This is a genomic window from Microbacterium flavum (assembly GCF_018717645.1).
GTDB lineage: Bacteria > Actinomycetota > Actinomycetes > Actinomycetales > Microbacteriaceae > Microbacterium > Microbacterium flavum.
The window spans coordinates 96,121-117,737 of the sequence record NZ_JAFLHG010000002.1; the positions used below are offsets into that span (position 1 = coordinate 96,121).

Genomic DNA, 21,617 nt, shown 5'->3' on the forward strand with positions numbered 1-21,617 from the left:
GAACGAAGGGCGGACCGTGGGGGTCATCACCGACAACCTCGACCTCTGGGGCGAGGCATTGCGCGGCACGATCGTGCTCTTCGTGGGCGGAGGTCTCATCGCGATCGTGCTGGGTCTGATCGTCGGAGCGATGCGGGTATCGCCCGTCCCCATCGCGCGGGCCGTCGGTGCCGTCTACGTCAACTGGATCCGCAACACCCCGCTGACCCTGGTGATGTTCTTCTTCGCCTTCTGCCTGCCGATCCTCCTGCGCGGACGCATCGACGCCCTGACGCTGGCCACGCTCGCGCTCGGCGTCTACACGGCGACCTACATCGCCGAGACCATCCGCGCCGGAATCAACACGGTGCCAGTCGGGCAGGCCGAGGCCGCCCGCGCCCTCGGCCTCACCTTCGGTCAGGTCATGACACTGGTCGTGCTGCCGCAGGCGAGCCGCTCGGTCATCCCGCCCATGATGAGCGTCCTCATCGCGCTCCTGAAGAACACGACCGTGGCCGCCGGATTCTCCGTCCTCAACCTCGGCTCCGTCCGCAGCAACCTGAGCGAGCGTGGCGAGAACCAGCTCGAAGTGCTGCTGTGGGTGATGGTCATCTTCGTGGTCCTGGTGCTGCTGCTGGCCGCGCTGCAGGGCGCCGTCGAGCGGAAATGGAAGGTCGCGCGATGACATCGGTCCTCTACGACGTGCCCGGCCCGAAGGCCGTCGCACGCAACCGCATCCTCGGCGTCGTCACCGTCGTCCTCATCCTCGCGATCATCGGCTGGGTCCTCTGGCGTTTCGCGGACACCGGCCAGTTCAGCGCCGACAAGTGGGAGATCTTCTCCTACGGGGCGATCTGGGCGCGCCTCCTGGACGGCGCCCTCGCGACCCTGTCGGCCTTCGCGGCCGCAGCGGCAGGCGCACTCGTCCTCGGGTTCGTCCTGGCGATCGGTCGCTTGTCCGATCACGCGTGGATACGGGTCCCTGTCACCGCGGTCACCGAGGTGCTCCGCGCCGTTCCGGTGCTGATCTTCATGATGCTGCTGTACTACGGGCTCCCCGTGGTCGGCGTGAAGATGGAGCCGTACTGGGCTGTCGTGATCGCGCTGATCGCCTACAACGGCTCGGTGCTCGCCGAGGTGATCCGAGCCGGCGTCGAGTCCCTCCCGCGCGGGCAGAGCGAAGCGGGCTACGCCATCGGTCTGCGCAAAGCCGGCGTGCTGCGCCTGATCCTCATGCCGCAGGCGATCCGCGCCATGATGCCCGTGATCGTCGCGCAGCTCGTGGTGACCCTGAAGGACACGGCGCTCGGGTTCATCATCACCTACCCGGAGCTGCTCTACGTCATCAAGCTCCTGGGCTCCAACGCCGTGTACCACTCCCCGCTCATCCAGACGGCCCTGGTCGGCGGCGCGATCTACGTGGCCATGTGCCTCACGCTCAGCTACATCGCCTACCGCCTCGAGCAGCGGGTGAAGCGCCGGCAGGAGCGCGATGCGGCCGCCGGTACGGGGGTGCATCACCCCGTCGGCGAAGGCACCGACACCGAGCTGATCGGCCTGCAGGTGGCGACCGACCGTGCGACCGGCAACGAGGGTGGCGGACTCGCACGGTTGCCGCGCCGGCGTCGCTGACCGTTCCGGAAGGCGTCTCCGGGGCGTTCCCGGCCGCAGCGACGTCGCCGGTAGACTCGACTCTCGTGTCTGACGCACCCGTGATCACGCAAGAGGCCGTGGATGCCGCTGTGGATGCCGCCCTCGCGGCCATCGACGCCGCATCCTCCTCGGCCGAGCTCAAGGCCGCGCGCGCGGCGCACTCCGGCGAGGCCTCGCCCCTCGCGCAGCTGAACGCTCAGCTGCGGAATGTGCCGAACGACCAGAAGGCCGCCCTCGGCAAGCTCGTCGGCCAGGCCCGTGGTCGAGTCGGGCAGGCCTTCGCCACCCGGGAGGGGGCGATCGCCGAGGCGGAGTCTGCCGCGCAGCTCGACGCCGAGCGGGTGGACATCACCGCGGTCGCACCCCGTGCGCGGGTCGGGGCACGGCATCCCGTGTCGCTCCTGCAGGAGGAGATCGCCGACATCTTCGTCGGGATGGGGTGGGAGATCGCGGAAGGCCCCGAGCTCGAGCACGAGTGGTACAACTTCGACGCGCTCAACTTCGACGTCGACCACCCCGCCCGTCAGATGCAGGACACGTTCTTCGTGGACCCCGTCGACCGGCATCTGGTCATGCGCACGCACACGAGCCCCGTCCAGGTGCGCTCGATGCTCGAGCGCGGCCCCGCTCTGGACGAGGACGGACGCGGCATCTACGTGCTCTGCCCCGGGCGGGTCTACCGCACGGACGAGTTCGACGCGACCCACCTCCCGGTCTTCACCCAGTTCGAGGGCCTGGTCATCGACAAGGGCATCTCGATGGCGCACCTGAAGGGCACGCTCGACCACGTCGCGCAGCAGCTGTTCGGGGCCGAGGCGACGACGCGCTTCCGCACCAACTACTTCCCGTTCACCGAGCCGTCGGCAGAGCTCGACCTGTGGCATCCGACCTTCAAGGGCGGCGCGCGCTGGATCGAGTGGGGCGGCTGCGGAATGGTGAACCCGAACGTGCTGCGCGCGGCCGGGATCGACCCCGAGATCTATTCGGGCTTCGCGTTCGGGATGGGCGTCGAGCGGGCGCTGATGTTCCGCTCCGACGTGCAGGACATGCGTGACATGGCCGAAGGCGATGTCCGCTTCAGCGAGCAGTTCGGAATGGTGGTCTGATGCGCGTCCCCCTGTCGTGGCTGCGTGAGTACGTCGAGCTTCCCGAGGATGTCACGACCGACGACGTCTTCGCGGCCCTCGTGTCGGTCGGGTTCGAGGAGGAGGAGGCGATCGGCTTCGAGCTCAGCGGGCCCGTCGTCGTCGGCCAGGTGCTCTCCTTCGTCCCCGAGCCGCAGTCCAACGGCAAGACCATTCGCTGGTGCCAGGTCGACGTCGGCCCTCTTCCGGCTGCTGAGCCTGTCGAAGCATCAGGGACCGCTCGCGATATCCGCGGGATCGTCTGCGGAGCGTCGAACTTCTTCGAAGGCGACAAGGTCGTCGTGTCGCTGCCCGGCGCGGTGCTGCCGGGGCCCTTCCCGATCTCGGCGCGCAAGACCTACGGCCACGTCTCGGACGGCATGATCGCCTCGGCGCGCGAGCTCGGACTCGGTGAGGAGCACGACGGCATCCTGCGACTGAGCGAGCTGGGACTGGACCCCGAGCCCGGCACCGACGCGATCGCCCTCCTGGGGCTCGACGACGTCGCCGTCGACGTCAACGTCACCCCCGACCGCGGCTACGCCCTGTCGATCCGCGGCATCGCGCGCGAGTACGCGCACGCCACCGGCGCGGCGTTCCGCGACCCGGCGGAGCGAGAGTGGGACGACGTCCAGCCCGGCATCGGCTTTCCCGTCGCCGTCGACGATTCGGCGCCGATCCGCGGGCGCGTGGGTGCGAGCGAGTTCGTCGCGCGCGTCGTGCGCGGCGTCGACCCCTCCCGTCCGACGCCGCCGTGGATGGTCGCGCGGCTCACGCTCGCCGGCGTCCGCTCGCTCGGCATCCTCATCGACATCACGAACTACGTCATGCTCGAACTCGGCAACCCCGTCCACGGCTACGACCTCGATCTGCTGCAGGGCGGCATCACGGTGCGCCGTGCCGACGAGGGGGAGAAGCTCACCACCCTCGACGGCAAGGAGCGCACGCTCAGCGCCGAGGACCTCCTCATCACCGACGACTCCGGACCCATCGGTCTCGCGGGCGTGATGGGCGGCGGGACGACAGAGATGACGGAGGCCACGCGCAACGTCCTCGTCGAGGCCGCGACCTTCGACCCGGTCACCATCGCGCGCAGCGCTCGTCGGCACAAGCTGCCCTCCGAGGCCTCGCGCCGCTTCGAGCGCGGCGTCGACCCGCTCCTCCCGTTCGTCGCCGCGCGCCGCGTCGCCGACCTGATGGTCTCCCTCGCCGGCGGCGCCCTCGACACCGAGCTCGGCGGAGCGCTCTACGGCGAGGTCTTCCTCCCGGAGATCGTGCTGCCGCGCGGCTTCGTGCCCGCCCTCATCGGCGTCGACTACACGGATGCCGAGATCACCGGCGCCCTCGAGACGATCGGCTGCGAGGTCACCGATGTGGACCAGGCGTTCGCCGAGGCCGCCGTCTTCGACGAGCCCGAGCCCGCCGACATCGCCGGTGGGGGATGGCTCGTGATCCCGCCGTCATGGCGCCCCGACCTCACCGACCGATGGACCCTCGCGGAGGAGGTCGCGCGCATCCACGGCCTCGACCGCATCCCGTCGATCCTGCCGACCCCGCCGTCGGGCCGCGGTCTCACACCGCTGCAGCGCGGGCGCCGCCGCGTCGCGAACGCGCTCGCCGCCGCCGGCTACATCGAGACGCCGTCGTTCCCGTTCGTGGCGGCGCAGGCGAACGATCTGCACGGGTCCGCGTCGGGCGAGGCAGGCCCCGGCATCCGCCTCGCCAATCCGATCGACGCGCAGAGTCCGTTCCTGCGCCGCTCCCTCGTCCCCGGGCTCCTCCAGGTCGCGCACCGCAACATCTCGCGCGGCTTCACGGACCTCGCCCTGTTCGAGACCGGTGTCGTCTTCACGCCGGAACCGGGCGCCGTGTACGGCACGGCCACCGTGCCGCCGCTCGGGGTCCGTCCCGACGACGAGACGCTCGCCGCCCTCGACGCGGCGCTCCCGCCGCAGCCCCGGCACGTCGCCGTCGTGCTCACGGGGGGCCGCGACGCGAAGCAGCCGGGGCGCGCCGCGGCGGCGGTGGATCTGTCCGACGCCCTCTCGGCCGTGCAGGTGATCGCCGCCGCGGCCGGCATCCGCGTCGACATCGCCCAGGGGCAGCGCGCGGCGCTGCACCCCGGACGGACCGGCATCGTGTCGACCGGCGGCGTCGAGATCGGCTACGTCGGCGAGGTGCTCCCCGCCGTCTCCGCCGCGGCGGACCTGCCCGGGCGCGTGTACGTCGTCGAGCTGGACCTCGACGAGGCGCTGCGCCTCGCGGGGACGCCGGACGTGGAGGCATCCCTCTCGTCCTACCCGGCCGCGACGCAGGACGTCTCCCTCGTCGTGGGTGCGGACGTCGTCGCCGGAGATGTCGCCCGGGCGCTCCGCGACGGGGCGGGCGAGCTGCTCGAGTCGCTGCGACTCGTGGACGACTATCGCGGCGAGGGGCTCGTCCCCGGGACGAAGAGCCTGACGTTCGCGCTCCGGTTCCGCGCCCCCGATCGCACGCTGACGGCGGCGGAGGCGACGGACGCCAAGCTCGCCGGCGTCGGGGTCGCAGCACAGCGGTACGCCGCGACGATCCGGGAGTGAGTGACGCCAGCCCCGCCGCGCGCGGGCGGGCCTAGCGCGTGCCCCAGTTCCAGGCGGGCGCGTCGAGGAAGCCCTGGCCGTCGACCTCCGTGCCCGCGAGCCCTTTGCGCAGCTCGACGCGCGCCGGCTCGGGGAGGTCGTCGATGAGGCCGGCGGCGTGCGAGACGACCAGCACCTGAGTGCGCTGCGCGGCATCCTCGATCAGCCGCGCAAGCGGGGGCAGGAGCGAGGTATGCAGGCTCGACTCGGGTTCGTTGAGGACGAGGAGGGGTCCGGGCCGAGCGGGAAGGAGAGCCGCGCACAGCAGCAGGAACCGCAGCGTCCCATCGGAGAGCTCGGCGGCGTCGAGCGGCCGGAGGATGCCGGGCTGGCGAAGCGTGAGCCGGAACTGCCCGTCCGCGCTGTGCACCTCGACCCGTGATCGGGGGAAGGCATCGTCCACGGCGCGGTCCAGTGCGGCGCCATGCCCGGCATCCACGATCGTCGCCCAGGTGGCCGCGAGCGAGGCGCCGTCGTGCGAGAGCGTCTGCGTGCGGGTGCCGACCTGAGGCCTGCGCGCGGGGGCGTCGGCATCGATGCGGAAGTGGTCGTAGAAGCGCCACCCGCCCATCATCCGCCGGAGCGCGAGAAGCTCGGGGGCGGTGTCCCCGTCGGCGAGGTCGGTGACGATGCTCTCGTAGGGCGCGAGCGCCTGATCCAGCGAGGTCCACCGGCCGTCGCGAACGCGGGTGCGCGCGCGGAGCCGGTCGATGAGGAGGGTCGCAGGCTTCGCCACCGCGCCGGCGAACACCTGTTCGCGCTTGATCTCGGGGTCGCGGGCGAAGGGGTTCGGCAGGGACGGATCGGACTGCGGGATGCCGAGGTCGATGAGGTAGCCGAGCTCGTCGGAGGCGAAGCCGAGCTGGACCGCGATCGGCTTCGTCCGCACGGTGCCCTGGGTCCCGCCGTGCTCCGGTCCCGCCCACAGGGCCGAGGGGAGGCCGCCCTCGCGGGCGAGCGCGCCGATCACCTCGCCGCGGGCGGCGGCGGCGAGGAGGCCGAGAGCGCGGTAGAGGTTCGACTTTCCCGACCCGTTGGGCCCGGTGACCACCGTGAGCGGTCCCAAGGGGACGACGACGTCGCGGAGGGACCGGTAGCCGGAGACGGCGAGCGTGCGGAGCATGACTGCACACTCGCACCTGCCGCCGACACCGGGTCCTGGGTAGTGTCGGAGGGGATGACTGAGACAGCCCCCCTTCCCGCGCTCCATCTGGCCGGAATCGCCAAACGCTTCGGTGAGAAGCAGGCGGTGGCCGGCATCGACCTCGTCGTCCCGTCCGGTTCGTTCTACGGCCTCGTCGGTCCGAACGGGGCGGGCAAGACGACGACGCTTTCGATGGCGACCGGCCTTCTGCGGCCCGACGCGGGCACCGCCTGGGTCCACGGCGTCGACGTCTGGGCCGACCCGGCCCGCGCGAAAGCCATGATCGGCAACCTCGCCGACGGCGTCCGCCTGTTCGACCGCCTGACGGGGGAGCAGCTCATCACCTACACGGCCATGATGTTCTCCCTCCCGCGGGAGGAGATCGCGGGCCGGGTGAGCGACCTGCTCGACCTCATGGATCTGCGCGAGGCGGCGGGCACGATCGTCGCCGACTACTCGGCGGGCATGACGAAGAAAGCGGCGCTCGCGTGCGCCCTCGTCCACGCGCCGCGCCTGCTCGTCCTCGACGAGCCGTTCGAGTCGGTCGACCCGGTATCCGCCGCGAACATCGAGGACGTGCTGCGCTCGTACACGGCATCCGGCGGCACGGTCATCGTCTCGAGCCACTCCATGGACCTCGTCCAGCGCATGTGCGATCACGTCGCGGTCATCGCCTCCGGGCGGGTCCTCGCCGCCGGGACGGTCGACGAGGTCCGCGGCGGCGAGTCGCTGCAGGACCGCTTCGTCACCCTGGTGGGCGGCCGGCACACGAGCGAGGGGCCCGCGTGGTTGCGACAGTCCTGAGGCTCCGGTACCGCATCCTCGGCAACACGCTCGCGCGCAATCCGTGGCAGCTCGTCGGCTTCTGCTTCGGAATGCTGTGGGCGGTGTCCGCCCTCGCCCTCGTGGGCTCGGGGAGCTTCGCGCTCGCCGCCTCGGGCGACCTCGCGCTCGTCCGCACCGTTGCGGTCGTCGCGGGCGCCGCGCTGCTGCTCGGCTGGGTAGTCGGTCCGCTCCTGATCGCGGGCGCCGATACGACGGTGGATGCCGCGAAGCTCGCGACCTTCCCGCTGACGACGCGGCAGCTGATGGCCGTCCTCACGGGGACGGGGCTCAGCGGCATCCCCGGCATCGCCACCATGGTCGCCGCCCTCCTCTCCGTGCTGATGTGGTCGCCGTGGCCGATCGCCGCCGTCGTCGCGATCCCGTGCGTCGTGATCGCGGTGCTCACCTGTGTGGTGGCGTCTCGGCTCGCGACCGCCCTCTCGACCGGCCTCGGCGGCAACCGTCGGGGGCGCGAGCTCGTCGGAACGCTGGTGCTCGCGGTGGTCGTCTTCGCCGGCCCGATCCTCAGCGGCGCGGTCGCCCTCCTCTCCGGTGCGGGCGGGTTCGCCGCGCAGCTCGAGCAGGTCGCGCGCGTCCTCGCCTGGACTCCGCTCGCGGCGGTGTGGGCCGTGCCCGGCGATATCGCGGCCGGAGATCTCCTCGCGGCCGGGCTCCGCCTCACGATCGCGCTCGCGACGCTCGCCGCGGTGGCGGTCGCGTGGCGTGCGGCGCTGGTGAGGTCGACCGAGGCTCCGCCACGGCGCGCGGCCCGCGTCGTGGCCTCGGGCCGACTCGGGCTCATCGGCGTGATGCCGACGGGCGGTGTCGGGGCGACCTGGGCGCGCTCCCTGCGCGGGTGGCTGCGCGACCCCCGCTATGTGCGGCAGCTGATCTTCGTGCCGCTGTTCCCGCTCCTGTTCGCGTTCACGGGCGGAATCGAGGGGTTCCTGTTCAGCGCCTCCGCCGTCCTGGTCGCCCTCGTCCTGTGCATCGCCGGCTACTCCGACATCTCGTACGACGGAACGGCGTTCGCGTCGATCCTCGCGACCGGCATCCGAGGCCGCGAGGATCGCCTGGGGCGCGCCCTCGGTGCGGCGAGCGTCGGGATTCCGCTCGTCGTGCTCGTCGGCGTCGTGACGGCGGTCGTCGGAGGTCGTGCCGCGCAGCTCCCCGCGACTCTCGGCGCGGCGCTCGGTCTCGTTCTCGCGGGGTACGGAGTGTGCGCGGTGTCCTCCGCCCTCCTCGTCGCGCCCGTCGCGGCACCGGGCGACAGCCCGTTCAAGAGCGTGCCGGGACAGACCTTCCTCAGCGGTCTGATGGTGTTCGTGGTGATGGGCGCGTGCCTGGTCCTCGCTCTTCCCGGGATCATCCTCGCCATCGTCGCGCTCACCACCGGCTCCGCCGCCCTGGGGTGGGCCGCGCTCCTGGTCGGCATCGTCGTCGGCGTCGCCGTCACGGTCGTGGGCATCGTCGTCGGCGGCAGGACCCTGGATCGTACCGGGCCGGACCTCCTCCTGCGCATCAGATCCTTCCCCACCGGCTGACCGCGATGACCGACGTCCTGATCCTCGGCGGCACGGGCTGGCTGAGCTCGCGCATCTGCGAAGCGTGGTTGGATGCCGGGGCATCCGTCACCTGCCTCGCCCGGGGCGGGCGCCCCGTGCCGTACGGGGCATCGCTCGTCGCTGCGGACAGGGATGCGCCGGGCGCCTACGCGGCGGTCGCCGCTCGCGAGTGGGACGAGGTCGTCGACGTGTCCTCTCGGCCCGCGCACGTCGCCGCCGCCGCGGAGGCCCTCGCCCCCGTCGCGCGGCACGCGACCTACGTCTCGAGCGTCTCGGTCTATGCCCGCGACGATGAGCCCGGCGCCGACGAGCGAGCAGAGATCCTCGCGCCCGCGACGGGCGACGCCGACGACTACGGGCGCCAGAAGTCCGCCGCCGAGGCCGCCGTGCGCCGTGCGTTCGCCCGCCGCGCGGCCATCGTCCGCCCCGGTCTCATCGTGGGTCCCGGCGACCCCACCGACCGGTTCGGCTTCTGGCCGGCGCGCTTCGCGCTCGCCGGGGAGGAGTCGGTGCTGGTCCCGGACGCGCCCGAGGCCCACGCACAGGTCGTCGACGTCGAGGATCTCGCGAGCTTCATCGCCCGGCTCGGCGACGCTCGCTTCGTCGGCGCGGTGAACGCCGTCGGCGATCCGATCCCGCTCGAGGGACTCCTCCGCCGCATCGGCGCCGTCGCCGGCCACACCGGCGCCGTGGTCGCCGCCCCGCCGTCGTTCCTGGAGGCGCACGGTGTCGGGTACTGGGCGGGACCGCGGTCGCTGCCGCTCTGGCTCCCCGCGGATGCCGCGGGCTTCGCGACGCGGTCGAACACGGCGTATCGCCTCCTCGGCGGCGCGCTGCGCCCGCTCGAGGAGACGATCGCGCGCGTCCTCGAGGACGAGAGGGCGCGCGGTCTCGACCGGCCGCGGGCCGCGGGGCTCACCCGCGAGGAGGAGCGGGAGATCCTCGCCGCGCTCGTGGGATGAGCGGGCCCTGACCCTTCCGGCGTCATCGTCAGCGCCGGCCTGCCGGGATCATCACCACCTCCCGCGGGGCGGCGATTTGCCGCTGCGGGCCCGCCCGCGCTATCGTCGGCGCATGCTCTCGGCCCTGACCACCGCTCCCGCGGTGCTCCGCGTGCGCCGACGTCTGGGCGACCGCCGAATCTAGGCGACCCCGCAACTCCCCGCCCGGTGGCGGGTCGAGTTCGTCCTGGTCGCCGCCTCCGGTCCCTGCTGAACGTCGCGAGACGGGCAGCACCGTCACAGACAATAAGGTTGGACCATGACCTACTCGGTCGCCGTCTCCGGCGCATCCGGCTACGCCGGCGGTGAGATCCTGCGGCTGCTCGCCGCCCATCCCGAGGTGGAGATCAGGACCGTCACCGCGCACTCCAACGCGGGACAGCCCCTCGCGGAGCACCAGCCGCATCTGCGGTCGCTCGCTCACCTCACCCTTCAGGACACGACCCCCGAGATCCTCGCGGGGCACGACGTCGTGTTCCTCGCCCTCCCGCACGGCCAGTCGGGACGCTACACGGATGCCCTCGGCGACGTGCCCCTCGTGATCGACGCGGGCGCCGACCACCGCCTCAGGTCCCCGGAGGCCTGGGCGCAGTTCTACGGCGGCGCCTTCCACTCGCCCTGGACGTACGGCGTGCCGGAGCTGCCGGTCGCGGCCGGGGGAGCGCAGCGGCAGAACATCGTCGGCGCGCGCCGGATCGCCGCACCCGGCTGCAATGCGTCGACCGTGAGCCTGAGCCTCGCGCCGGGTGTCGCCGCGGGGGTGATCGACCCGTCCGACATCGTGAGCGTGCTCGCCGTCGGACCCTCGGGGGCCGGCAAGAGCCTCAAGACGAACCTGCTCGCCTCGGAGATCCTCGGCTCGGCCAATCCCTACGCCGTCGGGGGTACGCACCGGCACATCCCCGAGATCCGCCAGGCGCTCCTCGCCGCGGGCGACCCCTCGACGAGGTCGGGGACCGGTCGGGGCTCGGGCCCCTCGACGGGCTCGGGAACCGAGGGTGACGACATCCGGATCTCGTTCACGCCGGTCATCGTGCCGATGGCCCGCGGCATCCTCGCCACCTCGAGCGCTCCGATCGCCCCCGGCGTGACCGACGCGCAGATCAGGGATGCGTGGGAGAGCGCCTACGGCGGCGAGACGTTCGTGCAGCTGCTGCCCGCGGGGCAGTTCCCGCGGACGGCGGACGTCCTCGGCGCGAACACCGCGCTTCTCGGGCTCGCGATCGACCGGGCCGCGAACCGCGTCGTGGTCGTCGCCGCGGTCGACAACCTCGTCAAGGGCACCGCGGGTGCCGCCATCCAGTCGATGAACATCGCTCTCGGCCTCCCCGAGGCCACGGGCCTGACCGTGAACGGAGTGGCACCGTGAGCGTCACCGCAGCAGCAGGATTCGAGGCGTCCGGAGTCGCCGCAGGCCTCAAGTCCACCGGCAAGCCCGACGTCGCGGTGGTCGTGAACCGTGGCCCGTCGAAGGCGGGAGCCGCGGTCTTCACCTCCAACCGCGCGAAGGCGAACCCCATCCTCTGGTCGCAGCAGGCGGTCCAGGACGGCATCGTCGAGGCGGTCGTGCTCAACTCGGGGGGCGCCAACTGCTTCACCGGTGCGTTCGGCTTCCAGACGACCCACCAGACCGCGGAGCGTGCGGCGGAGCTTCTCGGGGTGAGCCCGGGCGATGTCCTCGTGTGCTCCACGGGCCTCATCGGCACGGGCGACGAGGTCTTCCGCGCCAAGGTGCTGCAGGGCGTGGGCGAGGGTATCGCAGCGCTTGCCGCCGATGGCGGCGACGACGCGTCGCTCGCGATCATGACGACCGACTCGGTGCCCAAGCGGGCCGTGGTGACGCGGGGCGGGTGGACCATCGGCGGCATGGCGAAGGGCGCGGGGATGCTCGCGCCGGGCCTGGCCACGATGCTCGTCGTCATCACCACCGATGCGGACCTCGATGCTCCGGCCCTCGACGCGGCGCTGCGCGCGGCGACGGCGATCACTTTCGACCGGCTCGACTCGGACGGGTGCATGTCGACGAACGATCAGGTCACCCTCCTCGCAAGCGGTGCGAGCGGAATCGTCCCCGACGAGGCGGAGTTCGGCCTCGCGCTCGCGGAGCTCTGCCAGGACCTCGCCCAGCAGCTGCAGGCGGATGCCGAGGGCGCGAGCCACGACATCACGATCCAGGTGGTGCACGCGGCATCCGTCGCCGACGCCGTCGAGGTGGGCCGCTCGGTGGCCCGCAACAACCTCTTCAAGGCGGCGATCTTCGGGAACGACCCCAACTGGGGGCGCGTGCTCGCGGCGATCGGCACCACGACGGCATCCTTCGATCCCTACGCGGTCGACGTCTCCTTCAACGGCGTGCGCCTGTGCAGTGACGGGGCTCCTGACCGTCCGCGCGAGGAGGTCGACCTCACGCCGCGGTCGACGAGCGTCCTCATCGACCTCAAGGCCGGCGACGACGAGGCGACGATCCTCACGAACGATCTGACGCACGACTACGTCCACGAGAACAGCGCGTACTCCTCATGACCGACAACGTCCAGCACACGACCCCGGAGGAGGCGGCCGAGAAGGCCGCCGTCCTCATCGAGTCCCTGCCCTGGCTGCAGCGCTTCCGCGATCAGATCATCGTCATCAAGTACGGCGGCAACGCCATGGTCTCCGAAGAGCTCCAGGATGCCTTCGCCCAGGACATCGCCTACCTCCGCTTCGTCGGCGTGAAGCCGGTCGTCGTGCACGGGGGAGGCCCGCAGATCTCCCAGATGCTCGACCGCCTCGCGATCCCCAGCGAGTTCAAGGGCGGCTACCGGGTGACCTCCACCGAAGCCATGAGCGTCGTGCGGATGGTGCTCACCGGGCAGGTCAACCCGCAGCTCGTGGCGCGGATCAACGCCTACGGGCCCTTCGCGGCGGGCCTGTCGGGTGAGGATGCCGGGCTCTTCCACGGCCGCCGCCGCGGCGTCGTCCTGGATGGCGCCGAGCACGACCTCGGAGCCGTCGGCGACGTCGTCGCCGTTGACCCCCAGGCCGTGCTCGACCACCTGGACGCGGGACGGATCCCCGTCGTCTCCTCCATCGCGCCGGACCTCGACCGCCCGGGCCACTCGCTCAACGTCAACGCGGATGCCGCCGCAGCGGCCCTCGCGATCGCCCTGGGGGCCTCGAAGCTCGTGGTCCTCACCGATGTCGCGGGTCTGTACTCCGACTGGCCCAACCGCGACTCGCTCGTCTCGCACCTCACCGCCGCGGAGCTGCGCGCCCTCCTCCCGCGCCTCGAATCGGGCATGATCCCGAAGATGCAGGCCTGCCTGGACGCGGTGGACGGCGGCGTCGACACGGCGGCGATCATCGACGGCCGCCAGCCGCACTCCGTGCTCGTCGAGATCTTCACGGAACAGGGAATCGGAACAGAGGTGGTGGCCGCGTGAGCGCCTGGAAGGATGATGCCGCGAGGGATCTCGTGCGGAACGCCGGAGAACGGTTCGCGCTGTTCGTGCGCGGCGAGGGATCGTCGCTGTGGGATGACGAGGGGCGCCGCTACCTCGACTTCCTCGGCGGCATCGCCGTCACGTCGCTGGGCCACGCCCACCCCGTCTTCGTCGAGGCCGTCGCGACCCAGGCGGCGACGCTCGCGCACGTGTCGAACTTCTTCGCGACACCGCCCCAGCTCGCGCTCGCCGCGCAGCTCAAGCGGCTCACCGGCGCCGGGGAGTCGGGGCGCGTGTACTTCAGCAACTCGGGGGCCGAGGCGAACGAGGCCGCGTTCAAGCTCGCCCGCCTGCACGGTCGGACGGACGGGGTCGACACCCGGCCGCGCATCCTCTCGCTCACCAACGCCTTCCACGGGCGCACGATGGGCACGCTCGCCCTGACCGGCAAGACGTACATGCAGGAGCCGTTCGGGCCGATGGTGCCGGGCGTCGAGTTCCTCGATTCGACCGTCGAGGCGCTCGAGGCGGCGATGGACGACCGGGTCGCAGCGCTGTTCGTCGAGCCCATCAAGGGCGAGGCGGGCGTCGTCCCCCTCCCCGAGGGATATCTCGCGGCGGCGCGGGAGATCACCGAGCGCCACGGGGCGCTGCTCATCGTCGACGAGATCCAGACCGGCGCCGGACGGACGGGCGCATGGTTCGCGTTCCAGCGCGCGGGCATCGTCCCGGATGCCATCACGGTGGCCAAGGGCATCGGCGGCGGCTTCCCGATCGGGGCGCTGATCACGTTCGGCACCGCGAGCGACCTGTTCACCCCCGGCAGCCACGGCTCCACGTTCGGCGGAAACTCGCTCGGCACGGCCGTCGCCGGTGCCGTCCTCGATGAGATCGAACGCGCCGGGCTCGTCGAGAACGCGGAGCAGCGCGGCATCCAGCTCCGCGAGCAGATCGCGGCGATCGACACGACCCTCGTCGACGGATGCCGGGGCGAGGGCCTGCTGATCGGCGTCGCGCTGACCGCACCCGTCGCTCCGGCGGTCGTCGCCGCCGCGCAGCAGCACGGCCTCATCATCAACGCCGCGAACGACGCGACCATCCGCCTCGCGCCCGCCCTCACCATCGGCGACGTCGAGATCGACGAGTTCGTGGACCTCTTCGCGCGCGCGCTGCGCACCGTGCAGGACGCCCTCCTGCTCGACGACCAGACCCAGACCCAGACCCCGACCCCGGAGGTGTCTCGATGACCCGCCACCTGCTCCGCGACGACGATCTCAGCCCGGCCGAACAGGCGGAGATCCTCGATCTCGCGGTCTCGCTCAAGAAAGACCGCTGGAAGCTGAAGCCCCTCGAGGGACCGCAGACGGTCGCGGTCATCTTCGACAAGAGCTCGACGCGGACCCGTGTCTCCTTCGCCGTCGGCATCGCCGACCTCGGCGGATCACCGCTCGTGATCTCCACGGCCAACAGCCAGCTCGGCGGCAAGGAGACACCCTCCGACACCGCACGCGTCCTCGAGCGTCAGGTCGCGGCGATCGTGTGGCGCACCTACGCGCAGGCGGGGCTCGAGGAGATGGCGCGCGGCACGACGGTTCCGGTGGTCAACGCGCTCAGTGATGACTTCCACCCCTGCCAGCTCCTCGCCGATCTGCTCACCATTCGCGAGCACAAGGCGGGGGAAGACGGCAGCCTCCGCGGCCTGACCCTCACCTTCTTCGGCGACGGCCTGTCCAACATGGCGCACTCGTATGTCCTGGCGGGTGTCATCGCCGGGATGCACGTACGCGTGGCATCGCCGGCCGACTACGCTCCGCGTGCCGACGTCGTCGCCGATGCCGACCGCATCGCCGCGGAGACGGGCGGATCGGTCACCCTGTTCACCGATCCGAATGAAGCGGCCGCCGGAGCGGACGTGATCGTCACGGACACCTGGGTCTCGATGGGCAAGGAGGAGGAGAAGCTCCAGCGGGTCCACGACCTCGGCGCCTACAAGGTGACGCAGGAGATCATGGCGCTCGCCGCGCCCGACGCGATCTTCATCCACTGCCTGCCCGCCGACCGCGGATACGAGGTCGACGCCGAGGTCATCGACGGTCCGCAGTCGGTCGTGTGGGACGAAGCGGAGAATCGCCTGCACGCGCAGAAGGCGCTGCTGGTGTGGCTGCTGCGCCAGCCGTAGACCGCTCCTTCGCGGGGCCGGGACGCCTTGCGGGCGTCGATCTCGCGCGCGGGCTGGCCGTCCTTGGCATGCTGGCCGCGCATCTGATCGATCTGCCCGCGTGGGACGCGAGCGACCCGACCACCTGGATCGATCTCGCCAGCGGACGCTCGTCGATCCTCTTCGCGACCCTCGCGGGGGTCTCGATCGCGCTCGTGTCCGGCGGTGCGGACCCGCTCCCGCGCGGGCGGCGACTCCGCACGGTGCGGGGGAGGCTCGTCGTCCGCGCCATCCTGCTCTGGATCATCGGCCTGCTCCTCATCGCGACGGGCGTGCCGGTGTACGTGATCCTGCCGTCCTACGCGATCCTCTTCCTCCTCGGGATCGCCCTGCTCCGCCTCCCCGCGCGGGCGTTGTGGTCTCTGGCGGCCGTGCTCGCGCTCGTGATGCCGTGGGGACAGCCGGCCCTGGACGCGCTGCCGATCTGGCAGGGGGAGGGGGGCGAGGATCTCGTGCTCGCCCTCGGGTGGCACTACCCGGCGACGGTGTGGTGCGCGTTCCTCGTGGCGGGACTGGCAGCCGGCCGTTCCGACCTCTCCGCCCGCACGACGCAGGGGCGCCTGCTGCTCGTCGGCGGCGCGCTGGCAGTGATCGGCTACGGGACGGATGCCCTCGTCGGCGCCCTTCCGGGCGTGCCGGCGACCGAGGTCGCGTCGGTGCTCACTGCTCGCCCGCACTCGAACGGCCTGCTCGAGGTGATCGGGTCCGGCGGCTTCGCGCTCGCCGTGGTCGCGCTGTGCCAGCTGGCATGCCGGGTCCCCGCGCTCGGCGCGGCGGCGCTGCCGCTGCGCGCCGTCGGATCGATGCCGCTGACCGCATACGTCGGGCAGATCCTCGTCTGGGCGGTCCTCGCGGCGGCGCTGTTCGGCGACACCGGCGACCTCGGCGCCATGCGCAGTCTGCACCCCTTCTGGCCGTTCGCTCTCGGGACCGTCGCGTTCTGCACGGCGTGGGCGCTGTTCGTCGGTCGCGGGCCCCTCGAGAGGGTGGTCGCGGGCATCACCCGGACGCTCGTGAGGACGGGCCCGCGCGGAGGTGTCGGTAGGCTGGCGCGGTGACCGACTCCACGACATCGGACGAGACCACGGGCGCCTCCGACACGCCCCACGGCACGAACGAAGGCGCCCTCTGGGGTGCCCGTTTCGCCTCAGGTCCGTCGCCCGAGCTCGCCGCTCTCAGCCGCTCGACGCATTTCGACTGGGTGCTCGCCCCGTACGATCTCGCCGGGTCGCACGCGCACGCCGCGGCGCTCGCCGCCGCCGGCTACCTGACGCCCGACGAGGAGCGCCGGATGCACGCGGGTCTCGACGTGCTGGCGGATGACTGGGCCAGCGGCGCGCTCGTGGCATCCGACGCCGATGAGGACGTCCACGGCGCGCTCGAGGCGGCGCTCATCGCCGAGGTCGGTCCGGAGCTGGGGGGAAAGCTGCGTGCCGGGCGCAGCCGCAACGACCAGATCGCGACCCTCGTGCGGCTCTACCTGCTCGACCACGCCCGCGTCATCGCCCGCGACGTGCTGCGTCTGATCGACGCGATCGTCGCGCAGGCGCAGGCGCACCCGGACGCCATCATGCCGGGCCGGACGCACCTGCAGCACGCGCAGCCCGTGCTCCTCGCGCACCACCTGCAGGCGCACGCCTGGCCGCTCGTGCGCGACCTCGAACGGCTGCGCGACTGGTCCGTGCGCGCCGCCGTCTCCCCCTACGGCGGGGGAGCGCTCGCCGGCGCGACGCTGGGGCTCGACCCCCAGCTCGTCGCCGACCGGCTCGGCCTCGCCCGCCCCGCGGAGAACTCCATCGACGGCACGAGCGCGCGCGACGTCGTGGCGGAGTTCGCGTTCGTCACGGCGATGATCGGCGTCGACCTGTCCCGGTTCGCCGAGGACATCATCATCTGGAACACCCGCGAGTTCGGCTTCCTGACGCTCGACGACGGGTACTCGACCGGGTCGAGCATCATGCCGCAGAAGAAGAACCCCGACATCGCCGAACTCGCCCGCGGGAAGGCCGGCCGGCTGATCGGCAACCTCTCCGGCCTGCTGGCGACGCTGAAGGCCCTTCCGCTCGCGTACAACCGCGACCTGCAGGAGGACAAGGAGCCGGTGTTCGACTCGGTCGCGACGCTGGAGGTCGTTCTCCCCGCCTTCGCCGGCATGGTGGCGACGGCGCGCTTCCATACGGAGCGGATGGCGGAGCTCGCTCCGGCGGGCTTCTCGCTGGCCACCGATGTGGCCGAATGGCTCGTGAAGCGCGGCGTGCCCTTCCGAGACGCGCACGAAGTCTCCGGTGCGCTGGTGCGCGCATGCGAAGAACGCGGGATCGGTCTCGAGGACGCCGACGATGCGCTCCTGGGTGCGGTCTCACCGCTTCTGGATCCCTCGGTGCGTGAGGTCCTCTCGATCGAGGGGTCCGTGGGGAGTCGGGCCGGAGCGGGCGGCACGGCCGGCGTGCGCGTCGCGGAGCAGCGGAGCGAACTCACCGCACGCGCGCAGAGCGCGGCGCGCGCTCTCGACGTTCAGTAGCGGAATCCTGCTCTCTCCTCGTATTCAGGATTTTACTGATCTTTCCGGAATATCAGGAGTATCCTGACGTCATGGGCATCGCCGTGATCGCCGACATCGTCGGCTCCCGTTCCATGGACGACCGCGCCGCTGCGCAGGCAGCGATCGACGACGCCGTCCTGCGGATCGAGCGAGACCTCCCGCTGGCCGAGCGACCGCTCGTTCCCGTGGTGGGAGACGAACTGCAGGGAACCTATCCCTCGCTGCCCGACGCGATGTGCGGCCTCCTGCTCCTCCGACTCGCCCTCCCGGACGGGGTCGAATGCCGCTACGGCATCGGCGTCGGGCCGATGGGAGACATCCCCTCCCGGGCCGGAGCGCTCGCCGAAGGCCCGGGCTGGTGGGCGGCGCGCGCCGCGATCGAGCGCGTCCATGGGCTGCAGAGCAGGGCGATCCCGGGCCTTCGCACCGGAGTGGCGGCCGCGCCGGGGGAGGATGAGGCGGCCGTCGACCTCGCCAACGCCTACCTGCTCTCCCGTGATCAGCTGGTCAGCGATATGACACCTCGCACGCGCCGGCTCGCCTACGGTCGCCTGCTCGGCACGACGCAGGCGGCACTCGCCGAGCAGGAGGGGATCACGCAGTCCGCGGTCTCCCAGGCCCTCGCGACCGCCGGCGCCGCCGCCGTCGTCGAGGGGTTCCGGCTCCTGCGTCGCGCGCGCTGACCTCCGTCGCGCGCTCCGGGGAGGATCAGTGGACCGCCAACGCGGCGACCCCGGAGACCGTGCATGCCCACAGCAGGCTGGCCAGAGTGCCGACGATGAACCGTTCGCGAGCCGCAGGGGTCGCGAGTTCGCTGAACCGACCGACGCCCTTGAGCGCGACGATCACGGCGATGGCCGCGGGGAAGCCGACCACGAGACTGAGGGCGGCAGCGAGGCGCTCCAGGTAGCCGATCGTCGTGCCGCCGCGGAGGATCTCCTCCTGCCGGGGAGCGGCGGCCCGCTCGTGCATGAGCTCGACGAGGATGCCACCGCGCGACCCTTCGGGCGTGCGTCCCCCGTCCGCGATGTCGAGCACCCAGCGCACGAAGGGGTCGCCTCCGACGGTCGCTGCCGCGACGGCGAGGAGCGCGATCAGGGCGGCCAGGGGCGCGGGAGCTCCCCACCGCAGCACGGCGACGGCCACGAGACCCGCGACGGCGAGCGCGCCCGCCGTCACCACCAGCGGACCGGTCGGGCGTCGGGTCGCGATGAGCGCGAGTACGAGGACGGAGACCAGGACAGCGGCGAGGACGATCGAGAAGATCGTGTCGACCCAGGCATCCGCGCGCATGCGTTCAGTCTCGCACGGCCTGCGGACACGACCCGGAAGGCGGCTCGCCCGTCCACCGGGCACGCCCGCCGTGCGCTGATAGCCTGGATCGCGTGTCTGAAACCGTCTCCGTGAGCGCGCTGGCGCCCGCCATCGACCCGACGTTCGAGAACGTCTGGGATGAGATCGTCTGGCGTGGCCTCGTGCACGTGTCCACCGACCGCGAGGCTCTGCGCGAGCTCCTGTCCGGCGACCCGATCACGTACTACTGCGGCTTCGACCCCACGGCGCCGAGCCTTCACCTGGGCCACCTCGTGCAGCTTCTGCTCCTGCGCCGCCTGCAGCTCGCGGGCCATAAGCCGCTCGGCCTCGTCGGCGGGTCGACCGGGCTCATCGGCGACCCGCGCCCGACGGCGGAGCGGACGCTCAACGCCCGCGAGACCGTCGCGGAGTGGGTCGCGAAGCTCCGGGCCCAGGTCGAGCAGTACCTCAGCTTCGAGGGCGAGAACGGCGCGCGCATGGTGAACAACCTCGACTGGACGGCGCCGTTGTCGGCGATCGACTTCCTGCGCGACATCGGCAAGCACTACCGGGTCGGCACCATGCTCAAGAAGGACGCCGTCAGTGCGCGGCTGAACTCCGAGGCGGGGATCAGCTACACCGAGTTCAGCTACCAGATCCTCCAGGGCCTGGACTTCCTCGAGCTCTACCGTCAGTACGGCTGCGTCCTGCAGTCGGGCGGCTCCGACCAGTGGGGCAACTTGACGAGCGGCACGGATCTCATCCACCGCGTGGAAGGCGTGAGCGTCCACGCGATCGGGACCCCGCTCATCACGAACAGCGACGGGACCAAGTTCGGCAAGAGCGAGGGCAACGCGATCTGGATCGATGCCGAGCTCACCAGCCCGTACGCGTTCTACCAGTTCTGGCTGTCCACGGCGGATGGCGACGTCATCGAGCGCCTCAAGGTGTTCACCTTCCTCACTCGTGCCGAGATCGAGGAGTACGCCGCTCTCGTCGAGGCGGAGCCGTTCCGCCGCGCCGCGCAGAAGCGCCTGGCCGAGGAGGTCGTCACCATCGTTCACGGCGCGGATGCCACGGCGAAGGCGATCGCGGCATCCGAGGCGCTCTTCGGCTCGGGGGACCTCACCGCTCTCGACGCGGCGACGCTGCGCAGCGCGCTCGGCGAGCTTCCGCACGCCGAGGTCGCGCTCGGGACGACGGTGGCCCAGGCGCTCGTCGACACCGGTCTGGTCTCGAGCCTGTCCGAAGCGCGGCGGGCGATCGCCCAGGGCGGCGTCTCGCTCGACGGAGACAAGGTCGACGACGAGGCGGCGACCGTCACGGGCGGCCTGCCGGGTGGCGTCTCCGTTCTGCGCCGGGGCAAGAAGACGCTCGCCGGCCTGTTCGTCGGCTGACCTCGGCGTGCCGTTCACCCCGTCGCACGCCGTCGTCGCACTGCCGTTCGTCCGGACGCCCCTCCTGCCGGCCGCGATCGCGATCGGGTCGATGACCCCCGACCTGCCGCTCTTCCTGCGCGGGACGCCCCTCAGCTACCAGGTGACGCACACGAACGTCGCCGTCTCCTCCCTCGTGGCTCTCGTCCTGCTCGCCCTCTGGTACCTGCTGCTGCGCCCCGCGGTGCGAGAGCTGACCCCGCGGCCGATCGCCCGCCGTCTGCCGCCGCAGTGGGATGCCACGGGAGCCGCCGCCGTCCGCGGCGTCCTCCCCGGCCGGAGTGCCCCCCTCGCCGCGCTCTGGATCGCCGCGTCCCTCATCCTCGGGGTCGTCACGCACATCGTGTGGGACGCCTTCACCCATGAAGGGCGTGCGGGGGTCAGCGCGATCCCCGCGCTGGATGAGCGCTGGGGTCCGCTCCTGGGCTACAAGTGGGTGCAGTACGCCTCTGGCGTCCTGGGACTGCTCATGCTCGCCGTCGCCGGCATCCTCTGGCTGCGGAAGCGCCCCCGCGCCTCGTTCTCTCCGAGCCTGCCCTCCTGGGTACGGCCGGCGTGGTGGGCGTCGCTCCCGGCCTTCCTGATCGCGGCGTGGGTGCTCGGTGCGGCCGCGCGCGGCCCGTTCACCGCGGAGTGGACGCCGCAGCATCTCGCGTACCTCGTGCTGCCGCCGGCGTGCGCGCTGTGGGGACTGCTCACGGTCATCGTGTGCATCGTCGTGCAGGTGCGACGGCGCGGCGCGGAAGACCCGACGCCGACGACCCGGGAAGCCTGATCGCTTCGTGGGAAGGAAGGGC

Annotated in this window: 19 protein-coding genes; 17 read left to right on the forward strand and 2 right to left on the reverse strand. The window is 71.8% G+C overall.

The annotated features are described in order from the left end of the window. The first annotated feature begins 16 nt into the window (after positions 1-16). From J0P97_RS02505 to pheT, 4 genes are all read left to right on the forward strand, one after another. Complete coding sequence (locus J0P97_RS02505) at positions 17-664, forward strand: amino acid ABC transporter permease (protein WP_215486204.1); 648 nt, start codon at positions 17-19, stop codon at positions 662-664. Then, positions 661-1,611 carry an amino acid ABC transporter permease gene (locus J0P97_RS02510; protein ID WP_215486205.1) on the forward strand — a complete coding sequence of 317 codons (951 nt, stop codon included), beginning with the start codon at positions 661-663 and terminating at the stop codon, positions 1,609-1,611. Before J0P97_RS02505 ends, J0P97_RS02510 begins: the two co-directional genes overlap by 4 nt. Before the next feature lie 65 nt (positions 1,612-1,676). Beyond that, positions 1,677-2,738, forward strand: coding sequence for a phenylalanine--tRNA ligase subunit alpha (gene pheS, locus J0P97_RS02515; protein WP_215486206.1), 1,062 nt, complete (start codon positions 1,677-1,679; stop codon positions 2,736-2,738). Next, on the forward strand, positions 2,738-5,335 hold the full coding sequence (pheT, locus tag J0P97_RS02520) for a phenylalanine--tRNA ligase subunit beta (protein ID WP_215486207.1): 2,598 nt from the start codon (positions 2,738-2,740) through the stop codon (positions 5,333-5,335). The genes pheS and pheT overlap by 1 nt, the downstream gene beginning before the upstream one ends. Positions 5,336-5,366: 31 nt before the next feature. Here the strand turns inward: pheT and J0P97_RS02525 are convergent, their stop codons facing one another. After that, a complete protein-coding gene (locus J0P97_RS02525; protein ID WP_215486208.1) occupies positions 5,367-6,497 on the reverse strand; it encodes an AAA family ATPase in 1,131 nt (376 codons plus the stop codon). Between the two features lie 54 nt (positions 6,498-6,551). Here J0P97_RS02525 and J0P97_RS02530 point away from each other — a divergent pair, with 54 nt between their 5' ends. From J0P97_RS02530 to J0P97_RS02580, 11 genes are all read left to right on the forward strand, one after another. Further along, the gene (locus J0P97_RS02530; RefSeq protein ID WP_215486209.1) at positions 6,552-7,322 is read left to right on the forward strand and encodes an ABC transporter ATP-binding protein; all 771 of its coding nucleotides are present in this window, start codon (positions 6,552-6,554) and stop codon (positions 7,320-7,322) included. Continuing rightward, positions 7,304-8,887 carry a hypothetical protein gene (locus tag J0P97_RS02535; RefSeq protein WP_215486210.1) on the forward strand — a complete coding sequence of 528 codons (1,584 nt, stop codon included), beginning with the start codon at positions 7,304-7,306 and terminating at the stop codon, positions 8,885-8,887. The genes J0P97_RS02530 and J0P97_RS02535 overlap by 19 nt, the downstream gene beginning before the upstream one ends. Positions 8,888-8,892: 5 nt before the next feature. Further along, entirely contained in the window at positions 8,893-9,870 is a 978-nt protein-coding gene (locus J0P97_RS02540) for an NAD-dependent epimerase/dehydratase family protein (protein ID WP_215486211.1), read from the forward strand. Between the two features lie 298 nt (positions 9,871-10,168). Continuing rightward, a complete protein-coding gene (locus J0P97_RS02545) occupies positions 10,169-11,278 on the forward strand; it encodes an N-acetyl-gamma-glutamyl-phosphate reductase (protein WP_215486212.1) in 1,110 nt (369 codons plus the stop codon). Beyond that, positions 11,275-12,432, forward strand: a complete 1,158-nt coding sequence (gene argJ, locus J0P97_RS02550; RefSeq protein ID WP_215486213.1) for a bifunctional glutamate N-acetyltransferase/amino-acid acetyltransferase ArgJ — start codon at positions 11,275-11,277, stop codon at positions 12,430-12,432. The genes J0P97_RS02545 and argJ overlap by 4 nt, the downstream gene beginning before the upstream one ends. After that, on the forward strand, positions 12,429-13,331 hold the full coding sequence (gene argB / locus J0P97_RS02555; RefSeq protein ID WP_215486214.1) for an acetylglutamate kinase: 903 nt from the start codon (positions 12,429-12,431) through the stop codon (positions 13,329-13,331). The genes argJ and argB overlap by 4 nt, the downstream gene beginning before the upstream one ends. Further along, on the forward strand, positions 13,328-14,578 hold the full coding sequence (locus J0P97_RS02560) for an acetylornithine transaminase (RefSeq protein WP_215486215.1): 1,251 nt from the start codon (positions 13,328-13,330) through the stop codon (positions 14,576-14,578). Before argB ends, J0P97_RS02560 begins: the two co-directional genes overlap by 4 nt. Next, entirely contained in the window at positions 14,575-15,510 is a 936-nt protein-coding gene (gene argF, locus J0P97_RS02565; protein WP_215486216.1) for an ornithine carbamoyltransferase, read from the forward strand. Before J0P97_RS02560 ends, argF begins: the two co-directional genes overlap by 4 nt. Next, positions 15,489-16,607: a DUF418 domain-containing protein gene (locus J0P97_RS15860; protein WP_308163370.1), complete on the forward strand. Its 1,119-nt coding sequence runs from the start codon at positions 15,489-15,491 to the stop codon at positions 16,605-16,607. The genes argF and J0P97_RS15860 overlap by 22 nt, the downstream gene beginning before the upstream one ends. Continuing rightward, positions 16,604-18,070, forward strand: a complete 1,467-nt coding sequence (argH, locus tag J0P97_RS02575) for an argininosuccinate lyase (protein WP_215486217.1) — start codon at positions 16,604-16,606, stop codon at positions 18,068-18,070. Before J0P97_RS15860 ends, argH begins: the two co-directional genes overlap by 4 nt. A 71-nt stretch (positions 18,071-18,141) precedes the next feature. Next, positions 18,142-18,774 (forward strand): SatD family protein, encoded by a 633-nt coding sequence (locus tag J0P97_RS02580; RefSeq protein WP_215486218.1) that lies wholly within the window; start codon positions 18,142-18,144, stop codon positions 18,772-18,774. A gap of 25 nt (positions 18,775-18,799) precedes the next feature. Here the strand turns inward: J0P97_RS02580 and J0P97_RS02585 are convergent, their stop codons facing one another. Then, positions 18,800-19,384 (reverse strand): hypothetical protein, encoded by a 585-nt coding sequence (locus J0P97_RS02585; protein ID WP_215486219.1) that lies wholly within the window; start codon positions 19,382-19,384, stop codon positions 18,800-18,802. A 92-nt stretch (positions 19,385-19,476) separates the two neighbouring features. Between J0P97_RS02585 and tyrS the strand changes: the two genes are divergently transcribed. Then, positions 19,477-20,781 (forward strand): tyrosine--tRNA ligase, encoded by a 1,305-nt coding sequence (tyrS, locus tag J0P97_RS02590; RefSeq protein WP_215486220.1) that lies wholly within the window; start codon positions 19,477-19,479, stop codon positions 20,779-20,781. A 7-nt stretch (positions 20,782-20,788) separates the two neighbouring features. Beyond that, positions 20,789-21,595 (forward strand): DUF4184 family protein, encoded by an 807-nt coding sequence (locus J0P97_RS02595; RefSeq protein ID WP_215486221.1) that lies wholly within the window; start codon positions 20,789-20,791, stop codon positions 21,593-21,595. Positions 21,596-21,617: the final 22 nt, after the last annotated feature.

Bases quoted from the DNA above. Each gene is read 5' to 3' on its own strand.
- J0P97_RS02510 (WP_215486205.1), top strand. From the start codon at position 661: ATGACATCGGTCCTCTACGACGTGCCCGGCCCGAAGGCCGTCGCACGC.
- pheT (WP_215486207.1), top strand. From the start codon at position 2,738: ATGCGCGTCCCCCTGTCGTGGCTGCGTGAGTACGTCGAGCTTCCCGAG.
- J0P97_RS02525 (WP_215486208.1), bottom strand. From the start codon at position 6,497: ATGCTCCGCACGCTCGCCGTCTCCGGCTACCGGTCCCTCCGCGACGTC.
- J0P97_RS02530 (WP_215486209.1), top strand. From the start codon at position 6,552: ATGACTGAGACAGCCCCCCTTCCCGCGCTCCATCTGGCCGGAATCGCC.
- J0P97_RS02540 (WP_215486211.1), top strand. From the start codon at position 8,893: ATGACCGACGTCCTGATCCTCGGCGGCACGGGCTGGCTGAGCTCGCGC.
- J0P97_RS02545 (WP_215486212.1), top strand. From the start codon at position 10,169: ATGACCTACTCGGTCGCCGTCTCCGGCGCATCCGGCTACGCCGGCGGT.
- argB (WP_215486214.1), top strand. From the start codon at position 12,429: ATGACCGACAACGTCCAGCACACGACCCCGGAGGAGGCGGCCGAGAAG.
- argF (WP_215486216.1), top strand. From the start codon at position 14,575: ATGACCCGCCACCTGCTCCGCGACGACGATCTCAGCCCGGCCGAACAG.
- J0P97_RS02580 (WP_215486218.1), top strand. From the start codon at position 18,142: ATGGGCATCGCCGTGATCGCCGACATCGTCGGCTCCCGTTCCATGGAC.
- J0P97_RS02585 (WP_215486219.1), bottom strand. From the start codon at position 19,384: ATGCGCGCGGATGCCTGGGTCGACACGATCTTCTCGATCGTCCTCGCC.